This window comes from Inquilinus sp. CA228 (assembly GCF_052078665.1).
Taxonomy (GTDB): Bacteria; Pseudomonadota; Alphaproteobacteria; order DSM-16000; family Inquilinaceae; genus Inquilinus.
In genome coordinates this window covers 18,335-39,508 of the sequence record NZ_JBQJIK010000079.1, presented here as the reverse complement: position 1 = coordinate 39,508, position 21,174 = coordinate 18,335, and the positions used below count along the sequence as shown (strand labels likewise).

The following is a 21,174-nucleotide window of genomic DNA, read 5'->3' as shown; positions in this document are numbered from 1 at the left end:
GCCGGCGGCGCCGACTACGACACCGCCAGCTACTGGTTCAGCACCGTCGGCGTGACCATCAACCTGCAGACCGGGGTCAACACCGGCGGCATGGCCCAGGGCGACACCATCGACACCGACGTCGAGATCATCAACGGCAGCAACCACGACGACGTCATGGTCGGCAACGCCCTGGGCAACGCGCTGATCGGGTTCGATGGTGCCGACACGCTCAGCGGCGGCGGCGGCAGCGACACCCTCCGGGGCGGCAGCGGCGCCGACCGGCTGACCGGCGGCAGCGGCGCGGATTACTTCAGCTACACCGCCGTTTCAGACAGCACGGTTTCGGCCGCCGACACGATCCAGGATTTCCAGAGGGGCGATCTGATCTCGGTGCGGCTGATCGATGCCGACGGCAATGGCGCGAATGGCGACACGGCCTTCAGCTTCATCGGCGGCACCGCCTTCTCCGGCACCGCCGGGCAGCTGCGGGTGGTGACGTCGGGCTCGATCCAGGTGGTTTCCGCCGACGTCAACGGCGACACGGTCGCGGACGTCACCATCAACGTCACTGCCGACCATGCCCTGACCGCGGCGGATTTCGTGCTGTAGCCGGCGCCCTCGTGATCGCGAGGCGCGCAAACCCGACAGAGAGGAGGCTTCCATGGCCAAGACCATCAACGGCACCGCCGACAACGACATCCTCACCGGGACCAATCCGGGTGATCCGGGCAACATCGACGGGGTCGACCAGATCTACGGCGGCGGCGGCGACGACACGCTCTCCGGCCTGGGCGGCAACGACAGAATCGAAGGCGGCGAGGGCACCGACATCCTGAATGGCGGCGACGGCTCCGACATCCTGTTTGGCCGCGCCGGCGCCGATGCCCTCAACGGCGGCGCCGGTGTCGACACGGTCTATTACATCGACTCGGCCGCCGGGGTCACGATCGACCTGCGGGCCGGCACCGGCGTGGGCGGCGAAGCCCACGGCGACACGCTGACCGGCATCGAGAACATCTACGGCTCGGACACCGCCGATATCCTGCGCGGCGATGCCGGGGCCAATGCCATCAACGGCCGCGACGGCAACGACCTGATCTACGGCTATGGCGGCGCCGACATCTTCAACGGCGATTCCGGCACCGATACGGTCTCTTACGACGGCTCGGCCGCCGGCGTCACGGTCGACCTGCGGACCGGCACCGGCTTGGGCGGCGACGCCGAGGGCGACAGGCTGACCGCGATCGAAAACATCATCGGTTCGGCCCTCGCCGACACCCTGATCGGCAACGCGGAGAACAACAACCTCACCGGCGGGGCCGGCGCCGACGTCCTCGACGGCGGCACCGGCTTCGACACGGTCCGTTACGACGGCTCGACCGCCGGCGTCACGGTCGACCTGCGGACCGGCACCGGCACGGGCGGCGACGCCCAGGGCGACACGCTGACCGGCTTCGAATACGTCGCGGGCTCGGCCTTCGCCGACACCCTGCGCGGCGATGCCGGGGCCAATATCATCGCCGGCGGCGCCGGCAACGACCAGATCGCCGGCTATGCCGGCGCCGACCTCCTCAATGGCGGCGCCGGCATCGACACGATCTATTACGACACTGCGGCGGTGTTCGTGAACCTGGCCACCGGGCAGGGCTCCGGCGGCGACGCCGCGGGCGACACCTATCAGAATGTCGAGAACGTCGTCGGCACGGCCTCCGCCGACACCCTGACCGGCGACGCGGGCAACAACGGGCTCACCGGCGGCGGCGGCAACGATGTCCTCATCGGCGGGGCCGGCGGGGACACCCTCAACGGCAACGCCGGCACGGACACGGCCAGGTACAACACCTCCGGCGCCGCGGTGACGGTGAACCTCACGACCGGCACGGGCAGCGGCGGCGATGCCGCTGGCGACGTCCTGTTCAACATCGAGAACCTGGGCGGCAGCGCCTTCGCCGATACCCTGACCGGCAGTGCCGGCGCCAACGCGATCAATGGCGGGGGTGGAGCCGACATCGTCGCCGGGGCCGGCGGCACCGACACCCTCTATGGCGGCAACGGCAACGACCAGGTCGATGGCGGCGCCGGCTGGGACACGCTGGAGGGCGAGGCTGGTGACGACCGGCTGACCGGCGGCACCGGCGGCGACATCCTGCGCGGCGGCGACGGCGCCGACCACCTGGCCGGGGGTGCCGACTCCGACACCGCCAGCTACTGGTTCAGCACCGTCGGCGTGACCATCAACCTGCAGACCGGGGTCAACACCGGCGGCATGGCCCAGGGCGACACGATCGACACCGACGTCGAGATCATCAACGGCAGCAACCACGACGACGTCATGACCGGCAACGCCCTGGCCAACGCGCTGGTCGGCTTCGACGGGGCCGACACCCTCAGCGGCGGCGGCGGCGGCGACACCCTCCGGGGCGGCAGCGGCGCCGACAGGCTGACCGGCGGCAGCGGCGGGGACTATTTCAGCTACACCGCGGTTTCCGACAGCACCGCCGCGTCCGCCGACACGATCCAGGACTTCCAGAGGGGCGATCTGATCTGGGTGCAGAAGATCGATGCCGACGGCAATTTCGCGAATGGCGACACGGCCTTCAGCTTCATCGGCGGCACCGCCTTCTCCGGCACCGCCGGGCAGCTGCGGGTGGTGACATCGGGCGCGATCCAGGTGGTCTCCGCCGACGTCAACGGCGACATGGTCGCGGATTTCGCCATCAACGTTACCGCCGATCACGCGCTGACCGCGGCGGATTTCGTGCTGTAGCCGCCACCCTCGTGATCGCGAGGCGCGCAAACCCGACAGACAGGAAGCTTCCGTGACCCAGACCATCAACGGCACCGCCGGCATCGACATCCTCAACGGGACCGATCCGGGCGATGCGGCCAACCCCGACGGCATCGACTTCATCAACGGTCTCGCCGGCGACGACACGATCACCGGCCTGGGCGGCAACGACACCATCCAAGGCGGCGCCGGCGCCGACGCCATGAATGGCGGCGCCGGCATCGACAGGCTCAGCTACGCCAACGCCGCCTCGGGCGTGGTGGTGTCGTTGAACATCGGCGGCGTCGGTGGCGAGGCCGCGGGCGACACCATGAGCGGCTTCGAGGTCCTGATCGGCAGTGCCTTCAATGACCGGCTCGTCGGCGACAACGCCGCCAACGCGATCGATGCCGGCAACGGCGCCGACGAAATTCAGCTCAGCGGCGGCGGCGACACGATGAACGGCGGCGGCGGCTACGACGTGCTCGATGGCCGTGGCAGCGGGGCGGCCATCGACGTCAACTTCACCACCGGGGTCGGACACGGCGGCTTGGCCGAGGGCTGCTTCTTCTCCAGCTTCGACGAGATCCAGGGCTCGAATTTCAATGACATCCAGACCGCCAACCTGAACGAAACCACCTTCCTGTTCGGGCTCGACGGCGACGACATGCTCAACGGCGCCAATGCCGGCGACTTTCTCTCCGGCGGCGGCGGCGTCGACACGCTGAACGGCGGGGCCGGCAACGACGATCTCTACGGCGGGGCGTCCGGCGACGCGCTGAACGGCGGCACCGGCATCGACACCGCCAGATACACCGGGTCCGGCGAGGCGGTGACGGTCGACCTGCGGACCGGCACCGGCACGGGCGGCCTGGCCCAGGGCGACACGCTGACCGCGATCGAGAATCTCGTCGGCTCGGACTTCAACGACACCCTGATCGGCAGCGTCGACGACAACCGCCTCGTGGGCAGCTCCGGCAATGATGTCCTGGCCGGGGAAGGCGGTGCGGACGCCCTGTTTGGCGCCGACGGCGACGACACGCTCAGGGGTGGGGCCGGCGGCGATATTCTAAACGGCACCGGTGGCTCGGACTTCGCCGACTACCAGGGCTCGGCGGCGGTCGTGGTCAACCTGCTGACCGGCGCGACCTCGGGCGGCGACGCCGCGGGCGACACGCTGACCAGCATCGAGAACCTGATCGGCTCGGCCTTCGCCGACACCCTGACCGGCAACGGCGGGGCGAACACCCTGAACGGTGCCGCCGGGGCCGACACGCTGAACGGCGGTGAGGGCACCGACACGGCCTCGTACGATGGCTCGGCCGCCGCAGTGACCGTCGACCTGCGGACCGGCGCCGGCACGGGCGGCGACGCCCAGGGCGACGTGCTGCAGAGCATCGAGAACCTGACCGGCTCGGCCTTCGGCGACACCCTGCGCGGCGATGGCGGGGCCAATGCCATCGACGGCGGGGCCGGCAACGACCAGATCGCCAGCTATGGCGGCGCCGACGCCATCGATGGTGGCGCCGGCGTCGACACGGTCTATTACGACACCGCGGCGGTGGTCGTGAACCTGGCCACCGGGCTGGGCTCCGGCGGCGACGCCGCGGGCGACACCTATCAGAATGTCGAGAACGTCGTCGGCTCGGCCTTTAACGACATCCTGACCGGCGACGCCGGCGCCAACGCGCTGACCGGCGGCGGCGGCGGCGACACGCTCCGCGGCGGGGCCGGCGCGGACACCCTCAACGGCAATGCCGGCAGCGACGTCCTCAACGGCGGGGCCGGCGGCGACGTCCTCAACGGCGGCGACGGCATCGATACGGTCTCTTACGACGGCTCGGCCGCGATGCGCGTCGACCTGTCGGTCGGCACCGGCGGGGGCGACGCCGCGGGCGATCACTTGAGCGGGATCGAGAACGTCACCGGCTCGGCCTTCGCCGACATCCTGGACGGCACCGAAGGGGCGAACGTCCTGAACGGCCTCGGTGGCAACGACCTTCTCCGCGGCTGGGGCGGTAACGACACGATCACCGGCCTGGGCGGCGACGACTTCATCCGGGGCGGGGCCGGCGCCGACATCCTGAATGGCGGCGACGGCGTCGACACGGCCGACTACCAGCAGAGCTCGGCAGGGGTGTCGGTCAACCTGGCGACCGGCGCCGGCTCGGGCGGCGACGCCGAGGGCGACACGCTGGTCAACTTCGAAATCGTCATCGGCTCGAGCTTCGGCGACATCCTGACCGGCGACGTGGGCAACAACCGGCTCAGCGGCCAGTTCGGCAACGACGTCCTCGTCGGCGGTGCGGGCGCGGACATCCTCGACGGCAGCCTCGGCACGGACACGGCCAGGTACAACACCTCCGCCGATGCGGTGACGGTGAACCTCACGACCGGCACCGGCAGCGGCGGCGACGCCCAGGGCGACCACCTGACCGGCATCGAATGGCTGGGCGGCAGCGCCTTCGACGACGCCCTGACCGGCAATGCCGGCGCCAACGCGATCAATGGCGGGGGCGGCGCCGACATCGTCGCCGGGGCCGGCGGCACCGACACCCTCTATGGCGGCAACGGCAACGACCAGATCAACGGCGGCGACGGCTGGGACACCCTGGAGGGCGAGGCTGGTGACGACCGGCTGACCGGCGGCACCAGCGGCGACATCCTGCGCGGCGGCGACGGCGCCGACCACCTGGCCGGCGGCGCCGACTACGACACCGCCAGCTACTGGTTCAGCACCGTCGGCGTGACCATCAACCTGCAGACCGGGGTCAACACCGGCGGCATGGCCCAGGGCGACACCATCGACACCGACGTCGAGACGATCAACGGCAGCAACCACGACGATGTCATGGTCGGCAACGCGCTGGCCAACGCGCTGGTCGGGTTCGATGGGGCCGACACGCTCAGCGGCGGCGGCGGCAGCGACACCCTCCGGGGCGGCAGCGGCGCCGACAGGCTGACCGGCGGCAGCGGCGCGGATTATTTCAGCTACACCGCCGTCTCCGACAGCACGGTTTCGGCCGCCGACACGATCCAGGACTTCCAGAGGGGGGATCTGATCTCCCTGCGGACGATCGACGCCGACGGCAGTTCCGCGAACGGCGACACGGCCTTCAGCTTCATCGGCGCCACCGCCTTCTCCGGCACCGCCGGACAGCTGCGGGTGGTGACGTCGGGCTCGATCCAGGTGGTTTCCGCCGACGTCAACGGCGACATGGTCGCGGACGTCGCCATCAACGTCACCGCCGGCCACGCCCTGACTGCGGCGGATTTCGTGCTGTAGCCGCAGGCGGCGCGATCTGGACTCAATGATTTGTCGACTCTGGACCTACCCGGGTATGCGGCAACCCTGCTAAATCCTGACCGTCCGCACCCCGCCCGGCTCCACCGGGCGCATTTGGATGTTCGGCCGCCCCGCAGAACGGGCGGCACCGACCCGACAAGCAGGAGGACGTCCCGTGACCCAGATCATCAACGGCACCGCCTTCAACGACACCCTCTTCGGCACCGATCCGGGCGATCCGGCCAACCCCGACGGCATCGACATCTTCAATGGCCTCGCCGGCAACGACCTGCTCAGCGGCAATGGCGGCGACGACACCCTCAACGGCGGCGACGGTGCCGACGGGCTCTTCGGCTTCGGCGGCGCCGACATTCTCAGCGGCGGCACTGGCGGCGACAGTCTCCACGGCATGGACGGCGACGACCTGCTCAGGGGTGGCGCCGGCGCGGATCAGCTGAATGGCCAAGCCGGCGTCGACACCGTCGTCTATGACGACGCCACGGGCGTGCTCAACGTCAACCTGGCGGCGGGCATCACCGGCGGCTGGGCCCAGGGCGACAGGCTGACCGGCATCGAGAACCTGACCGGCGGGGCCTTCGCTGACACCCTGCGCGGCGATGGCGTGGTCAACGTCCTCGACGGCGGCGCCGGCGACGACCTGCTCGAAGGCCGCGCCGGCGCCGATACCCTGCAGGGCGGCGCCGGCACCGACACGGCGACCTATGTCCTGTCCACCGCCGGGGTCACCGCCGACCTGCGGACCGGCACCGGCTCGGGCGGCGACGCCGCGGGCGACGTGCTGCTGAACATCGAGAACCTGACCGGCTCGGCCTTCGGCGACGTCCTGCAAGGCAATGCGGTGGCCAATGCCATCGACGGTGGCGTCGGCAACGACCTGATCAACGGCTATGCCGGCAACGACGTCCTCAATGGCGGCGACGGCATCGACACGGTCTATTACGATGGCTCGGCCGCCGGGGTGCAGGTCAACCTGGCGGCGGGCACCGGCGCGGGCGGCGATGCCCAGGGCGATACCTTGAGCGATGTCGAGAACCTCGTCGGATCCGCCTTCGCCGACCGGCTGTATGGCGACGGCGGCGCCAATGCGCTGAGCGGCGGCGGCGGCGACGACACGCTCCGCGGCGGGGCGAATGCCGACGTTCTCAATGGCGGCGATGGTTTGGACTTCGCCAACTACCAGGGCTCGACGGCGGCGGTGACGGTCAACCTGCTGACCGGCGCCATCTCCGGCGGCGACGCCGCGGGCGACACGCTGACCGGGATCGAGAACCTGTACGGGTCGAGCAACGCCGACACGCTCACCGGCGACAACGGCCGCAACATCCTCGGCGGCGAGCTCGGCGACGACACCCTCGTCGGCAATGGCGGCGACGATGCGCTCTCCGGCGAGGCCGGCAACGACGCGCTCTCCGGCGGTGACGGCACCGACCGCCTCGTCGGCGGCGCCGGGATCGACACCATCCGTGGCGGCATCGGCAATGATTCGGTCGACGGCGGCAGCGAGGCCGACCAAGTGTTCGGCGAGGCCGGGGACGACAACCTCCTGGGCGGCGACGGCAACGACCGGCTCGACGGCGGCGACGGCAACGATACGCTCGAAGGCGCGGTGGGATCCGACACGCTGATCGGTGGCGCCGGCATCGACACGGCGAGCTATGCCGGCTCCGGCAGCGGGGTGTCGGTCAACCTGGCGACCGGTGCGGTGTCCGGCGGCGCCGCGGGCGACACGCTCAGCAGCATCGAGCAGGTGCTGGGCTCGGCCCAGGCCGACACGCTGACCGGCAATGCCGGCGCCAACATGCTGTGGGGCATGGGCGGCGGCGACGTGCTCACCGGCGGCGGCGGGGCCGATGTGCTGAAGGGCGGGGCCGGCGACGACCACTTCGTCTATCTGGCCATCGACGACAGCACCGTCGCGGCCGCGGGCAGGGACACGATCCGGGACTTTTCGACCGGCGACAGGATCGACCTGTCGGCGATCGACGCCAACGGTGCCGGCCCCGGCGACACCGCCTTCGCCTTCGGCACCGGCGCCTTCACCGCCGCCGGCCAGGTCCGGGTGCTGGATTTCGGCGGCGGCCGCTATGGCGTCTATCTCGAGACCAGCGGCAACCGGGTGGAGGATTCGATCATCACCGTGTTTTCCGACCACGCCCTGACCGCGGCGGATTTCGTGCTGTAGCCACGGCCACCCTCGTCATCGCGAGGCGCGCCCCTCGGATTTGATCCGGGGGGCGGCGGGCGATCTGGCCCCCATCGATCGAGGCGGTCCGGATCCATCGGAACCGCATTGGAAATCCATGGTTGGTTGAATCTAACCTATCTGGATATGCGGAATGTCTGATAAATACACATTATTGCCTGCCCAGACTGCCGGCGTTTCCAGAGCCAAGGTCGCCTCAAAAGGCGGCGCCGATTCGACAGACAGGAGATTTCCGTGAGCCAGATCCTCAACGGCACCGCCGGCAACGACATCCTCACCGGGACCGATCCGGGCAATCCGGCCAACCCGGACGGCATCGACATCATCAATGGCCTCGCCGGCAACGACACGCTCTCCGGCCTCGGCGGCAACGATGTGCTCAACGGCGGCGCCGGCGCGGACGTGCTGCAGGGTGGCGACGGCACCGACACCGCCACCTACGCCGCCTCGGCCGCCGCGGTCACCGTCACGGTCAACGGCGCCGCCTCGGGCGGCGATGCCGCGGGCGATACCCTGTCCGGAATCGAGAATCTGACCGGCTCGGCCTTCGCCGACACGCTGACCGGTGATGCCGGGTCGAATGTCCTGAATGGCCTCGCCGGCGCGGACACGCTGCTGGGGGGCGCCGGCGCGGACCTGCTGGACGGTGGCGCCGGCGCGGACGTGCTGAACGGCGGCGGCGACATCGACGCCGTCACCTACACCGGCTCGGCCGCCGCGGTCACCGTCACGCTCGGCGGCGCCGGTTTCGGCGGCGACGCCCAGGGCGATACCCTGACCGCCATCGAGAACGTGGTCGGCTCGGCCTTCAACGACACGCTGACCGGCGATGCCGGGACGAACACCCTGCAGGGCAACGCCGGCAACGACACGCTCAGCGGCCTCGGCGGCAACGACACGCTCAACGGCGGCGCGGGGGCGGACGTGCTGCAGGGCGGCGACGGCATCGACACCGCCACCTACAGCATCTCGGGCGCCGGGGTCACCGTCACGCTCGGCGGCGGCGTCGGCGTCGGCGGCGACGCCCAGGGCGATACCCTGTCCGGCATCGAGGCCCTGTTCGGCTCGACCTTCGCCGATTCGCTGACCGGCGATGCCGCGGCGAATACCCTGAATGGCCTGGACGGCAACGACATCATCCAGGGAGGCGCTGGCGCCGACGTCATGAACGGCGGCGCCGGCATCGACACGCTCACCTATGCCAACGCCACCTCGGCCGTCGGGGTGGCGCTGAACTCCTTCGGCAACTTCGGTGAAGCCAACGGCGACCAGATGAGCGGCTTCGAGAACCTGATCGGCAGCGCCTTCGACGACCAGCTCGCCGGCACCAGCGGGGCCAACACGATCGACGGCGGCGCCGGCAACGACTACATCCAGATCAGCGGCGGCGCCGACACGCTGAGCGGCGGCTCCGGCGGCGGGGACATCATCGACGCTCGCGTCTGGAGCTCGGGCGTCACCATCAACCTGGCCACCGGGACCGCGACCGGGGGCGCCACCCTCTCCGGCTTCGAGGCGGCGCTGGGCTCGGCGTTCAACGACAACCTGACCGCCATCCTGAACAGCAACACCACGCTGGCCGGGTACAACGGCAACGACACGCTCAATGGCGGCAATGGCGCCGACACCCTGTTCGGCGACAGCTATGCCGGCATCAACGTCTCCGGCGGCGCCGACACGCTGATCGGCGGGGGCGGCAACGACATCCTCGAAGGCGGCCAGTTCGGCGACGTGCTGAACGGTGGCGGCGGCTTCGACACCGTCTCCTATGGTGGCTCCGCTGTCGGGGTGACCGTCAACCTGGCCACCGGCGCCGCCACCGGCGGCGAGGCCCAGGGCGACACGCTGATCAGCGTCGAGAGCGTCACCGGCTCGGGCCAGGCCGACGTGCTGACCGGCGATGCCGGGGGCAACATTCTCTTTGGCGGCAGCGGCGCCGACCTGCTCGACGGCGGGGCCGGGGCCGACACGCTGAACGGCAGCTTCAGCGTCGACACGGTGACCTACGCCGCGTCCACCGCGGCGGTGAGCGTCAACCTGACGACGGGCAACGGCGCCGGGGGCGACGCCCAGGGCGACGTGCTGAGCAGCATCGAGAACCTCATCGGCTCGGCCCTCGCCGACGTCCTGATCGGCGGCTCCGGGGCCAATATCCTCGACGGCGGCACCGGCAACGACACGCTCCAGGGCCGCGCCGGTGCCGACACGCTGACCGGCGGCGCCGGCACCGACACCGCGAGCTATGGCGCCTCGGCGGCCGGGGTCGTGGTCACGGTCAACGGCGCCGCCTCGGGCGGCGACGCCGACGGCGACACCCTGTCCGGCTTCGAGAACCTGACCGGCTCGGCCTTCGCCGACACGCTGACCGGCGATGCCGGGGCCAATGTGCTCGACGGCGGCGGCGGCAACGACACGCTTCAGGGCCGCGGCGGCGCCGACACGCTGCAGGGCGGGCTCGGCAGCGATACCGCCTCCTACGCCGCCTCGGCGGCGGGCGTCACGGCCAACCTGCTGACCGGCGTGGGCTTCAACGGCGACGCCGCGGGCGATACCCTGATCGGCATCGAGAACATCACCGGCTCGGCCCTCACTGACTCGCTGACCGGTGACGCCGGGGCCAACATCCTGGCCGGCGGCAACGGCGACGACGCGCTCCAGGGCGGCGCCGGGGCCGACGCGCTGCAGGGCGGCGCGGGCACCGACTCGGTGGGCTATGTCCTCTCGGCCGCCGCGGTCATTGTCACGGTCAACGGCGCCGCCTCCGGTGGCGACGCCGCGGGCGACACCCTGTCCGGCATCGAGAACCTGGTCGGCTCGACCCTCGGCGACACGCTGACCGGCGATGCCGGGGCCAATGTCCTGACCGGGGTCGAGGGCAACGACACGCTCCAGGGCGGCGGCGGCGCCGACACCCTGTTCGGTGGGGGGGGCATTGACACCCTCTCCTATGCCGCCTCGGCCGCGGCCATCAATCTCAGCCTCTCGTCCAACACCGCGACGGGCGGGGATGCCCAGGGCGACGGCTGGTTCAGCATGGAGAACGTCCTCGGCTCGGCCTTCGCCGACAACATCAATGGCGAGGCCGGGGTGAATGTCCTGGACGGCGGCGCCGGTGACGACGTGCTGGCGGGCCGCGGCGGTGCGGACGTCCTGCAAGGCGGGGCCGGCAGCGACACGGCCGACTACACCGCCTCCGCCGCGGGCGTCGGGGTCAACCTTGCCAACACCGCCGTGAGCGGCGGCGATGCGACAGGCGACAGCTTCGACAGCATCGAGAATCTCTCCGGCTCGAACTTCGCCGACGTCCTGACCGGCAATGCCGGGACCAACGCCCTCTCCGGCGCCGGCGGGGACGACGCGCTCGTCGGCGGCGCCGGGGCGGACGCGCTGGATGGCGGCGCGGGCATCGACACGGCCTACTACGTCGCCTCGGCCGCGGGCGTCACGGTCAACCTGCTGACCGGGACCGGCACGGGTGGTGATGCCCAGGGCGACACGCTGGCGGCGATCGAGAACCTGATCGGCTCGGCCCTCAACGACACGCTGACCGGCAGTGCCGCGGCCAATGTGCTGACCGGCGGCAACGGCAACGACACGCTCCAGGGCGGCGCCGGGGCCGACACGCTGACCGGCGGCGCCGGCACAGACACGGCGAGCTATGCCGGCTCGGCTGCCGCGGTCGCGGTCACGGTCAACGGCGCCGCCTCGGGCGGTGACGCCGTGGGCGACACCATGACCGGCATCGAGAACCTGACCGGCTCGGCCTTCAACGACACGCTGACCGGCGATGCCGGGGCGAATGTCCTGGCCGGCGGCGACGGCAACGACACGCTCATCGGGCTGGGCGGCGCCGACACCCTGCAGGGCGGCAACGGCACCGACACCGCCAGCTACGCGGCCTCCGCCGCGGGCGTCAACATCAACCTCGCGGGCGGCTCCGCCAACGGCGGCGACGCCGCGGGCGACACGCTGACCGGCATCGAGAACCTGATCGGCTCGGCCCTCAACGACACGCTGGCCGGCGATGCCGGCGCCAACGTCCTGGCCGGCGGTGACGGCAACGACACGCTCATCGGCTTCGGCGGCGCCGACACGCTGCAGGGCGGCAACGGCATCGACACCGCGGACTATGGCGCCTCGGCGGCGGGCATCGGTCTCAGCCTGTCGACCAACACCGCGACGGGCGGCGATGCCGCGGGCGACAGCTTCAACAGCATCGAGAACATCATCGGCTCGGGCTTCGCCGACACCATCAATGGCAGTGCCGGGGCGAATTTCCTGAGTGGCGGCAACGGCGACGACGTGCTCGCGGGCCGCGGCGGCGCGGACACCCTGTTCGGTGGGGCGGGCAGCGACACGGCCGACTACATCGCCTCTGCGGCCGTCAACGTCAACCTGGCAACCGGCACCGCCACGGGCGGCGATGCCCAGGGCGACAGCTTCAGCAACATCGAGAATCTCTCCGGCTCGAACCAGGCCGACACCCTGACCGGCGATGCCGGGGCCAACGCCCTCTCCGGCGCCGGCGGGGACGATCTGCTCGCCGGCGGCGCCGGTGCCGACACGCTGAACGGCGGCACGGGCATCGACACGGCGACCTATGCCGCCTCGGCCGCGGGCGTCACGGTCAACCTCCTGGCCGGCACCGGCACGGGTAGCGACGCCCAGGGCGACACCCTGGCGGCGATCGAGAACATCATCGGCTCGGCCTTCAACGACACCCTGGTCGGCGGCACCGCGGCCAATGTGCTGACCGGCGGCGCCGGCATCGACACGGTGAGCTATGCCGGGTCCAGTGCCGCGGTTGTGGTCACGGTCAACGGCGCCGCCTCGGGCGGCAACGCCGCGGGCGACACCATGACCGGCATCGAGAACCTGACCGGATCGGCCCTGAACGACACGCTGACCGGCGACGCCGGAGCCAATGTCCTGGCCGGGGGCGACGGCAACGACACGCTCCAGGGCCTCGGCGGTGCCGACGAGCTGCAGGGCGGCAACGGCACCGACACCATCTCTTATGCCGCCTCCGCCGCGGGCGTCAGTCTCAGCCTCACGAGCGGCACCACGTCGGGCGGCGACGCCGCGGGCGACACCTTCAGCAGCATCGAGAACGTCATCGGCTCGGCCTTCGCCGATACGCTCAATGGCGAGGCCGGGGCGAATGTCCTGGACGGCGGCGCCGGCGACGACCTGCTGGTGGGCCGTGGCGGCGCGGACACCCTGCAAGGCGGGGCCGGCAGCGATACGGCCAATTATCTCGCTTCCGCCTTGGGCGTCACGATCAACCTCGCGGCCAACACCGCCACGGGCGGCGATGCCACCGGCGATACCTTCAACAGCATCGAGAACCTCTCCGGCTCGAACCAGGCCGACAGCCTGACCGGCGATGCCGGGGCCAACACCCTCGACGGCGTCGACGGCAACGACCTGCTCAACGGCGGCGCCGGGGCCGATACGCTGCAGGGCGGCGACGGCATCGACACGGCGAGCTATGCCGGGTCCAGCGCCGCGGGCGTCACGGCCAGCCTCGCGGCCGGTACCGGCACGGGCGGCGATGCCCAGAACGACACGCTGACGGCCATCGAGAACCTGACCGGTTCGGCCTTTGTCGACACGTTGACCGGTGACGCCGGGGCCAATGTCCTGTCGGGCGGGGACGGCAACGACCGGCTCCAAGGCGGCGCCGGTGCGGACTCGCTGCAGGGCGGGACCGGCAGCGACACCGCCTACTACAGCGCCTCGGCCGCCGCGGTCGTGGTCGCGGTCAACGGCGCCGGCTCGGGCGGCGATGCCGCGGGCGACACGCTGACCGGCATCGAGAACCTGAGCGGCTCGGCTCTCAACGACACGCTGACCGGTGACGCCGCGGCCAACACCCTGAACGGGGACAACGGCAACGACACGCTCCAGGGCCTCGGCGGCGCCGACGCGCTGCAGGGCGGCAACGGCACCGACACCGCCTCCTATGCCGCCTCGGCCGCGGGCGTCACGGTCAACCTCCTGGCCGGGACCGGCACGGGCGGCGATGCCGCGGGCGACATCCTGACCGGCATCGAGAACCTGACTGGCTCGGCCCTCGCCGACACGCTGACCGGCGATGCCGGGCTGAATGTGCTGAACGGAGGCAACGGCAACGACACGCTCCAGGGCGGTGCCGGGGCCGACACGCTGACCGGCGGCGCCGGCACCGACACGGCGAGCTATGCCGGGTCCAGCGCCGCGGTCGCGGTCACGGTCAATGGCGCCGCCTCGGGCGGCGACGCCGCGGGCGACACCCTGTCCGGCATCGAGAACCTGGCCGGTTCCGCCTTCAACGACACGCTGACCGGCGATGCCGGGGTGAATGTCCTGGCCGGGGGTGACGGCAACGACACGCTCCAGGGTCTCGGCGGCGCGGACGCGCTGCAGGGCGGCAACGGGACCGACACCGCCTCCTATGCCGCCTCGTCCTCCGCGGTGATCATCAGCCTGCTCACCAACGTCAACGTCGGCGGCGACGCCGCCGGTGACAGCTTCAACAGCATCGAGAACCTGATCGGCACGGCCTTCAACGATGCGCTGACCGGCGACGCCGGGGCGAATGTCCTGGCGGGGGGCGACGGCGGCGACGGGCTCATGGGTGGCGCCGGCGCCGACACGCTGCAGGGCGGCAACGGCATCGACACCATCTACTATCTCGGCTCTGCCGTGGGTATCGCGCTCAGCCTCACGAGTGGCACCGCGTCGGGCGGCGATGCCGAAGGCGACAGCTTCAGCAGCATCGAGAGTGTCACCGGCTCGCACTTGGCCGACGTGATCAACGGCGATGCCGGGGCGAATGTCCTGGATGGCGATACCGGCGACGACCTGCTGGCGGGCCGCGGCGGCGCGGATACCCTGCTCGGCGGGCTCGGCAGCGATACGGCCGACTACATCGCGTCCGCGGCCGTCACGATCAACCTCGCCGCCAACACCGCCACGGGCGGCGATGCCGCCGGCGATACCTTCACCAGCATCGAGAATCTCTCCGGCTCGAACTTCGCCGACAGCCTGACCGGCGATGCCGGGGCCAACACCCTCACCGGCGCCGACGGCAACGACGTGCTCCGCGGCGGGGCCGGGGCCGACAGCCTCATCGGCGGCAACGGTACGGACACCGCCGACTACACCGGCTCGGTGAATGCGGTCACGGTCAACCTGCTGACCGGGACCGGCACCGGCGGCGAAGCCCAGGGCGACACGCTGACGGGGATCGAGAACCTGATCGGCTCGGCCCTGGCCGACGCGCTGACCGGCAACGCCGCAGCCAATGTGCTGACCGGCGGCAATGAATCCGACGCGCTCACCGGCGGGGCCGGGGCGGACACCCTCGACGGCGGCAACGGCCTGGATACCGCCGCCTATGACACCTCGACGGCGGCGGTCTCGGTCAACCTGCTGACCGGGGCCGCCTCCGGCGGCGACGCCGCGGGCGACACGCTGCTGAGCATCGAGAACCTCGTCGGCTCGTCTTTCGCCGACACCCTGACCGGCGATGGCGGGGTCAATGACCTGCGCGGCGCCGACGGCGACGACACGCTCCGCGGCGGGGCCGGCGCCGACCGCCTCATCGGCGGCAACGGCCTGGATACCGCCGGCTATGAAACCTCGGCGGCGGCGGTCTCGGTCAACCTGCTGACCGGGACCGGCACGGGCGGCGACGCCGCGGGCGACACGCTGCAGAGCGTCGAGAACCTGATCGGCTCGGCCTTGGGCGACACGCTGATCGGCAGTGCCGGGGCCAATGCGCTGAACGGTGGTGACGGCGACGACGTGCTCCGTGGCGGGGCCGGGGCCGATGTCCTCACCGGCGGCAACGGGGTCGACACGGCGGACTATGCAGCCTCCGCCGCCGGGATCGTCATCGACCTCTCGGTCGGCACCGGCACGGGCGGGGACGCCCAGGGCGATACGCTGGTCGGCATCGAGACCCTCGTCGGCTCGAGCTTCGACGACCGGCTGTATGGCGACGGCAGCGTCAATGCGCTGAGCGGCGGCGACGGCGACGACCAGCTCCGCGGCGGGGCGGGGGGCGATGTGCTGGACGGCGGCGGCGGCTCGAACTTCGCCAACTACCAGGGCTCGGCCGACGCGGTGTCGGTCAACCTGCTGACCGGCATCCACAGCGGCGGCGACGCGGCGGGCGACGTCCTGAGCAACATCGAGAACCTGTACGGCTCCAGCAACGACGACACCCTGACCGGCGACAACGTCCGCAACATCATCGGCGGCGAGCTCGGCAACGATACGCTCGTCGGCAATGGTGGCGACGATGCGCTCTCCGGCGAGGCCGGCAATGACAGCCTCGATGGCGGCGACGGCGCGGACCGGCTGGTCGGCGGCGACGGGGTCGACACCATCCACGGTGGCGCCGACAACGACTCGGTGGATGCCGGCAGCGACAACGACCAGGTCCTCGGCGAGGCCGGGGACGACAACATCCTGGGCGGCGCCGGCGACGACCAGCTCGACGGCGGCGACGGCAACGACACGCTCGAAGGCGCGGCGGGATCCGATACGCTGACCGGTGGAGACGGCATCGACACAGCCAGCTACGCCGGTTCGGCCGCCGGGGTGTCGGTCGACCTGGCGACCGGCGCCGTCTCCGGCGGCGACGCCGCGGGCGACACGTTGAGCGGCATCGAGCAGCTGCTGGGGTCGGGCTTCACCGACACGCTGACCGGCGATGCCGGCGCCAACATGCTGTGGGGCTTGGCCGGCGACGACGTGCTCACCGGCGGCGTCGGGGCCGATGTGCTGAAGGGCGGCGCCGGCAACGACAGCTTCGTCTATACGGCCATCGGCGACAGCACCGTGGCGGCGGCCGGCAAGGACACGATCGCCGACTTCGCCACAGGCGACAGGATCGACCTGTCGGCGATCGATGCGGACGGCAATGGCGAGAACGGCGACACCGCCTTCACCTTCGGCACCGGCGCCTTCACCGCCGCCGGGCAGGTCCGGGTCCTGGATTTCGGCGACGGCCGCTACGGCGTCTATCTCGAGACCACCGGCAACAACGTCGAGGATGCGATCATCACCGTCACGTCCGACCACGCGCTGACCGGGGCGGATTTCGTGCTGTAGCCCCGCCGGCGCCGGGAACCGGCCTATTTCTCCAGGGCGTAGGCGATGACGTAGTCGCCGATCTTGGTGCCGAACGAGCCATGCCCGCCGGCGGCGGTGACGACATATTGCCGCCCGTCGACGGCGTAGGTCATCGGGGTCGACTGCCCGCCGGCCGGCAGGCGGTCCTCCCACAGCTGCGCGCCGTTGGTCACGTCGTAGGCGCGGATGTAGTAGTCCGTCGTCGAGGTCAGGAACGCCACGCCGCCGGCCGTCGTCATCGGCCCGCCCAGGCTGGGCACGCCCATCCGGATCGGGACCGGCACCGGCGCGCTGTCGCGAATGGTGCCGTTCCGGTGCATCCAGGCGATCTTCATCGTCTTGAGGTCGATCGCGGCCATGTAGCCCCAGGGCGGCCGCATGCAGGGCAGCCCGATCGGCGACAGGAACGGGTGCAGCACGACGCCATAGGGCGCGCCGTACATCGGCTGGACCCCGATCTCGCTGCCGGACGGATGCGCGTCGTTCGGCGCCGCCGGGTTGTCGGGGCCGCGCGGGATCAGCTTGGAGACGAACGGGATGGCGATGGGGTTGGCGATGGCGATCTGCCGGACCGGGTCGACCGCGATGCCGCCCCATTCGAACATGCCGAGATTGCCCGGGAAGACCAGGGTGCCCTGCAGCGAGGGCGGCGTGAACGTGCCCTCGTAGCGCATCTGGTGGAACAGGATGCGGCAGGCCAGCTGGTCGAAGATGGTGGCGCCCCACATGTCGGCCCCGGTCAGCAGCGCCTCGGGGCGGAAGGTGAGCTCGGAGAAGGGCTGGGTCGGCGACAGGCGGTCGCCTGGGGCCGGGCCCTGCGGCACCGGCCGCTCCGGCGCCGGCACGATCAGCTCGCCGGTCCGGCGGTCGAGCACGAAGAGGTTGCCGGTCTTGGCCGGCTGCAGCACGGCCGGGCGCACCCCGTCCGGCGCGGCCAGGTCGACCAGGCTGGGCTGCGACGGCAGGTCCATGTCCCAGAGATCGTGATGCACCGTCTGGTACGACCAGACGCGCTTGCCGGTGTTGATGTCGAGGGCCACCAGGGCGCTCGAATACCGCTCCGATTCCGGGGTGCGGTCGCCGCCCCAGATGTCCGGCGACTGCACCCCCATCGGCAGGTAGACCAGGCCCAGCTTGGGGTCATAGGACGCGGTCATCCAGGAATTGGGCGAGTTGTTGGTGTAGGTGTAAGTCGCGGACGGCAGGGCGTTCTCGTCGACCGCTCCGGAATCCCAGGCCCAGACCAGCCGGCCGGTGTGGATGTCGAAGCCACGGACGACGCCCGAGGGCACCTGGGTCGAGTAGTTGTCGATGATGGCGCCGGCGATGACGATGATCCTGTCGCCGACGACCGGCGGCGAGGTCGGCTCGTAGAATCCGGCCGTCGTCACCCCCATCCCCTCCTGGAGCTTGAGCGTGCCGTGGTCGCCGAAGCTCTCGCACGGATGGCCGGTATCGGCGTTGACCGCGATCATGCGGCCGTCATTGACCGGCAGGAAGATCGTGTGCGGGCAGTCGGCCGGCACCGCGGCCCCGGTGGTGTCGACCGCGCCGGCCGCAGTCTCGTGGTAGGACACGCCGCGGCAGGTCAGGTGCTGGAAGGTGGGGTTGCTCTTGACCTCGGGATCGTAGGACCAGCGCAGCGCGCCGGTTTTGGCGTCCAGGGCGAACAGGCGCTGATGCTGCGAGCAGAGATAGAGCGTGTCCCGCACCTTGATCGGTGTGACCTCGAAGGTGGTCTCCCCCGGATCGTTCGCCCCCGGCAGGTCGCCGGTGCGGAAGGTCCAGGCCACCTTCAGGCTCTTGACGTTGGCCGGCGTGATCTCCGCCAGCGGGGAATAGCGCTGGCCGAACTGGGTGCGGCCATAGCTGCGCCAATCCTCGTCCGGCTGGCCCGCCTCCGGCTGCGGCGGCGCGCCGGCGACGGCCGATCCGGCCGTGCCCTCGATCTCGTGATAGGTGGAGAGCAGGCCGACGGCCAGGACCACCACGCTCGCCGCCATCCCGCCCCAGAGCGGCAGGGTCGCGGACCGGCGCAGCGAGCCGCCGCGCCGGCCCAGGGCCCGCGTCACCCAGGGGGTCAGCAGCCACAGGCCCAGCAGGAAAACGACGTCGCCGCGGGCGGCCAGCGGCCACCAGTCGAAGCCGATCTCGCCGATCGCCCAGACCAGCGTCGCGATCAGGACCGCCGCATAGACCCACAGGGCCGAGGGACGCCCCGCCATCAGCAGCGCGCCGGTGACCAGGATGCCCAGCCCGGCGATCAGGTAGTAGAGCGAGCCGCCCAGAACTCCGAGCCACGCGCCCCCCGCCGCCAGCGCAAGCCCGATGACGGCATAGATGAGGCCGGATATCAGCAGGACCGGCCGAAATCTTGAAGCGGGTGACATCTGTCCTCTCCGTGCGTTCAGAAGTCGATGGAGGTCTTCAGGCCGATGACCACGACATCGTCATTGTGGCTGGTGCCGCCGGGATGGTGGATGAATTGCAGGTTCGGCCGCGCCAGCAGCCAGTCGGTGGCCTGCAGGCCGTAATACAGCTCGAACGCATATTCGGCGTCCTGCACGGCCACCGGGCCGAGCCCGGCGTCGTTCAGCAGCCTCTGGCCCTTCGCCACGCGGCCGTTGACATGGGTCCGCCCCACGGCCAGGCCGATCTCGTCCTTCGGGCGGGCATCGAACGGCCCCTTGTAGAGCAGGCCGAGGGCGATCTGGTCGTCGATCGTCGCGGTCCGCCGGTCGGCGATGGTGGCGTTGAGGAAGATGCTCAGGCCGCGCGAGGGATCGTTCGCATCCGGGTGGGTGAGCTGCTGCAGGAAGTTGATATAGGCGCCGTACCGGCCGCGCCGATCCTCGAACGGCCGGCCGGTGAGAATCTCGGGATTGCCGTCGTCGTCGTCGAGCACGTCGGCCGCGGTCGAGGTGTCGTACCAGGCGCCGAATTTGTAGCTGCCGGGCAGGCGGGCCGGGCCGAGCGCCGGGGTCCAGCCGAACTCGACCGGGATCATGGCGCCCGTGGTGCCGGCGGGAGTGTTCGGCAGCACCGCCTGGTCGACGTTGAGGAAGCCGGGATTCATCTGGTAGACGCCGACCTGGACGTAGCCGACATCCTTGATGTTGGCCTTCAGCCGGGTGGCCCATTGGCTGACCGGCCAGTTGTACCAGTAGTTGCCGACGATGTTGCCCGGCTGCGAGCCGCAGAAGGTCAGGTTCTGGAACGAGCAGGTGAAGCTGGCGAAATCCTCGCCGACGGTCAGCCGCCCGATCTTCCAGTCCAGCAGCCCGGAGAAGTACTTCTGGTCATACCAGAACTGGGTCAGGCGCCAGGTCTGGCCGCGGCCGAAGATCTCCTGCACCTGCTGCAGCGTGCCGAGCTGGGCGTCGTCGCTGAGGTTCCGGCCGTTGCGGTCGGTGATGGTCAGCTGGATCTTGGCATCATGGACCCCGAGCAGGCGATCGAGGTCGAAGGTGGCGCCGAAGCTCAGCTGGTCCGCATAGCTCAGCTGGTCCTTGGTGCCGCCGGCCGGGTTGTAGGCGAGCTCGGAGGTGTAGCCGAGCTGGAAATCGACGCCGGCTTTCTGGAGATCGGTCCGGACGCCGCCCCAATCCCCCGTCAGCTTCCCGTTCCCGGCGTCCTCGGCCCTGGCGGTCCCGATCCCCGCCAGGGCGGCCGCCAGCAAGACGCCCGCCGCCATCCGTACCATCATGCTGTGCCTCCGAAGGCGATCTGGATGCCGGGACGGCCGCCGGCCGTCAGGTCGCTCCCGCCGACCAGGCCGCCCCGGAGTCG

7 protein-coding genes are annotated in these 21,174 nt (G+C 70.8%); 5 read left to right on the top strand and 2 right to left on the bottom strand.

The window, feature by feature from the left end; translation table 11 throughout:
* The 5 genes from ACTOWL_RS30395 to ACTOWL_RS30375 all read left to right on the top strand — a co-directional run.
* Positions 1-591 (top strand): M10 family metallopeptidase C-terminal domain-containing protein (locus ACTOWL_RS30395; RefSeq protein WP_441325029.1); only part of this gene is annotated, 591 nt, incomplete at its 5' end.
* A gap of 52 nt (positions 592-643) precedes the next feature.
* Entirely contained in the window at positions 644-2,749 is a 2,106-nt protein-coding gene (locus ACTOWL_RS30390; RefSeq protein ID WP_441325028.1) for a beta strand repeat-containing protein, read from the top strand.
* A 52-nt stretch (positions 2,750-2,801) separates the two neighbouring features.
* A complete protein-coding gene (locus ACTOWL_RS30385; protein WP_441325027.1) occupies positions 2,802-6,035 on the top strand; it encodes a beta strand repeat-containing protein in 3,234 nt (1,077 codons plus the stop codon).
* Between the two features lie 175 nt (positions 6,036-6,210).
* Positions 6,211-8,238, top strand: a complete 2,028-nt coding sequence (locus ACTOWL_RS30380) for a calcium-binding protein (protein WP_441325026.1) — start codon at positions 6,211-6,213, stop codon at positions 8,236-8,238.
* Positions 8,239-8,493: 255 nt separating this feature from the next.
* Complete coding sequence (locus ACTOWL_RS30375) at positions 8,494-17,364, top strand: hypothetical protein (protein ID WP_441325025.1); 8,871 nt, start codon at positions 8,494-8,496, stop codon at positions 17,362-17,364.
* Between the two features lie 23 nt (positions 17,365-17,387).
* Here the strand turns inward: ACTOWL_RS30375 and ACTOWL_RS30370 are convergent, their stop codons facing one another.
* Both ACTOWL_RS30370 and ACTOWL_RS30365 read right to left on the bottom strand, forming a co-directional pair.
* A complete protein-coding gene (locus ACTOWL_RS30370) occupies positions 17,388-19,775 on the bottom strand; it encodes a glucose/quinate/shikimate family membrane-bound PQQ-dependent dehydrogenase (RefSeq protein ID WP_441325024.1) in 2,388 nt (795 codons plus the stop codon).
* 17 nt (positions 19,776-19,792) lie between these two features.
* Positions 19,793-21,091 (bottom strand): carbohydrate porin, encoded by a 1,299-nt coding sequence (locus ACTOWL_RS30365; RefSeq protein WP_441325023.1) that lies wholly within the window; start codon positions 21,089-21,091, stop codon positions 19,793-19,795.
* Positions 21,092-21,174: the final 83 nt, after the last annotated feature.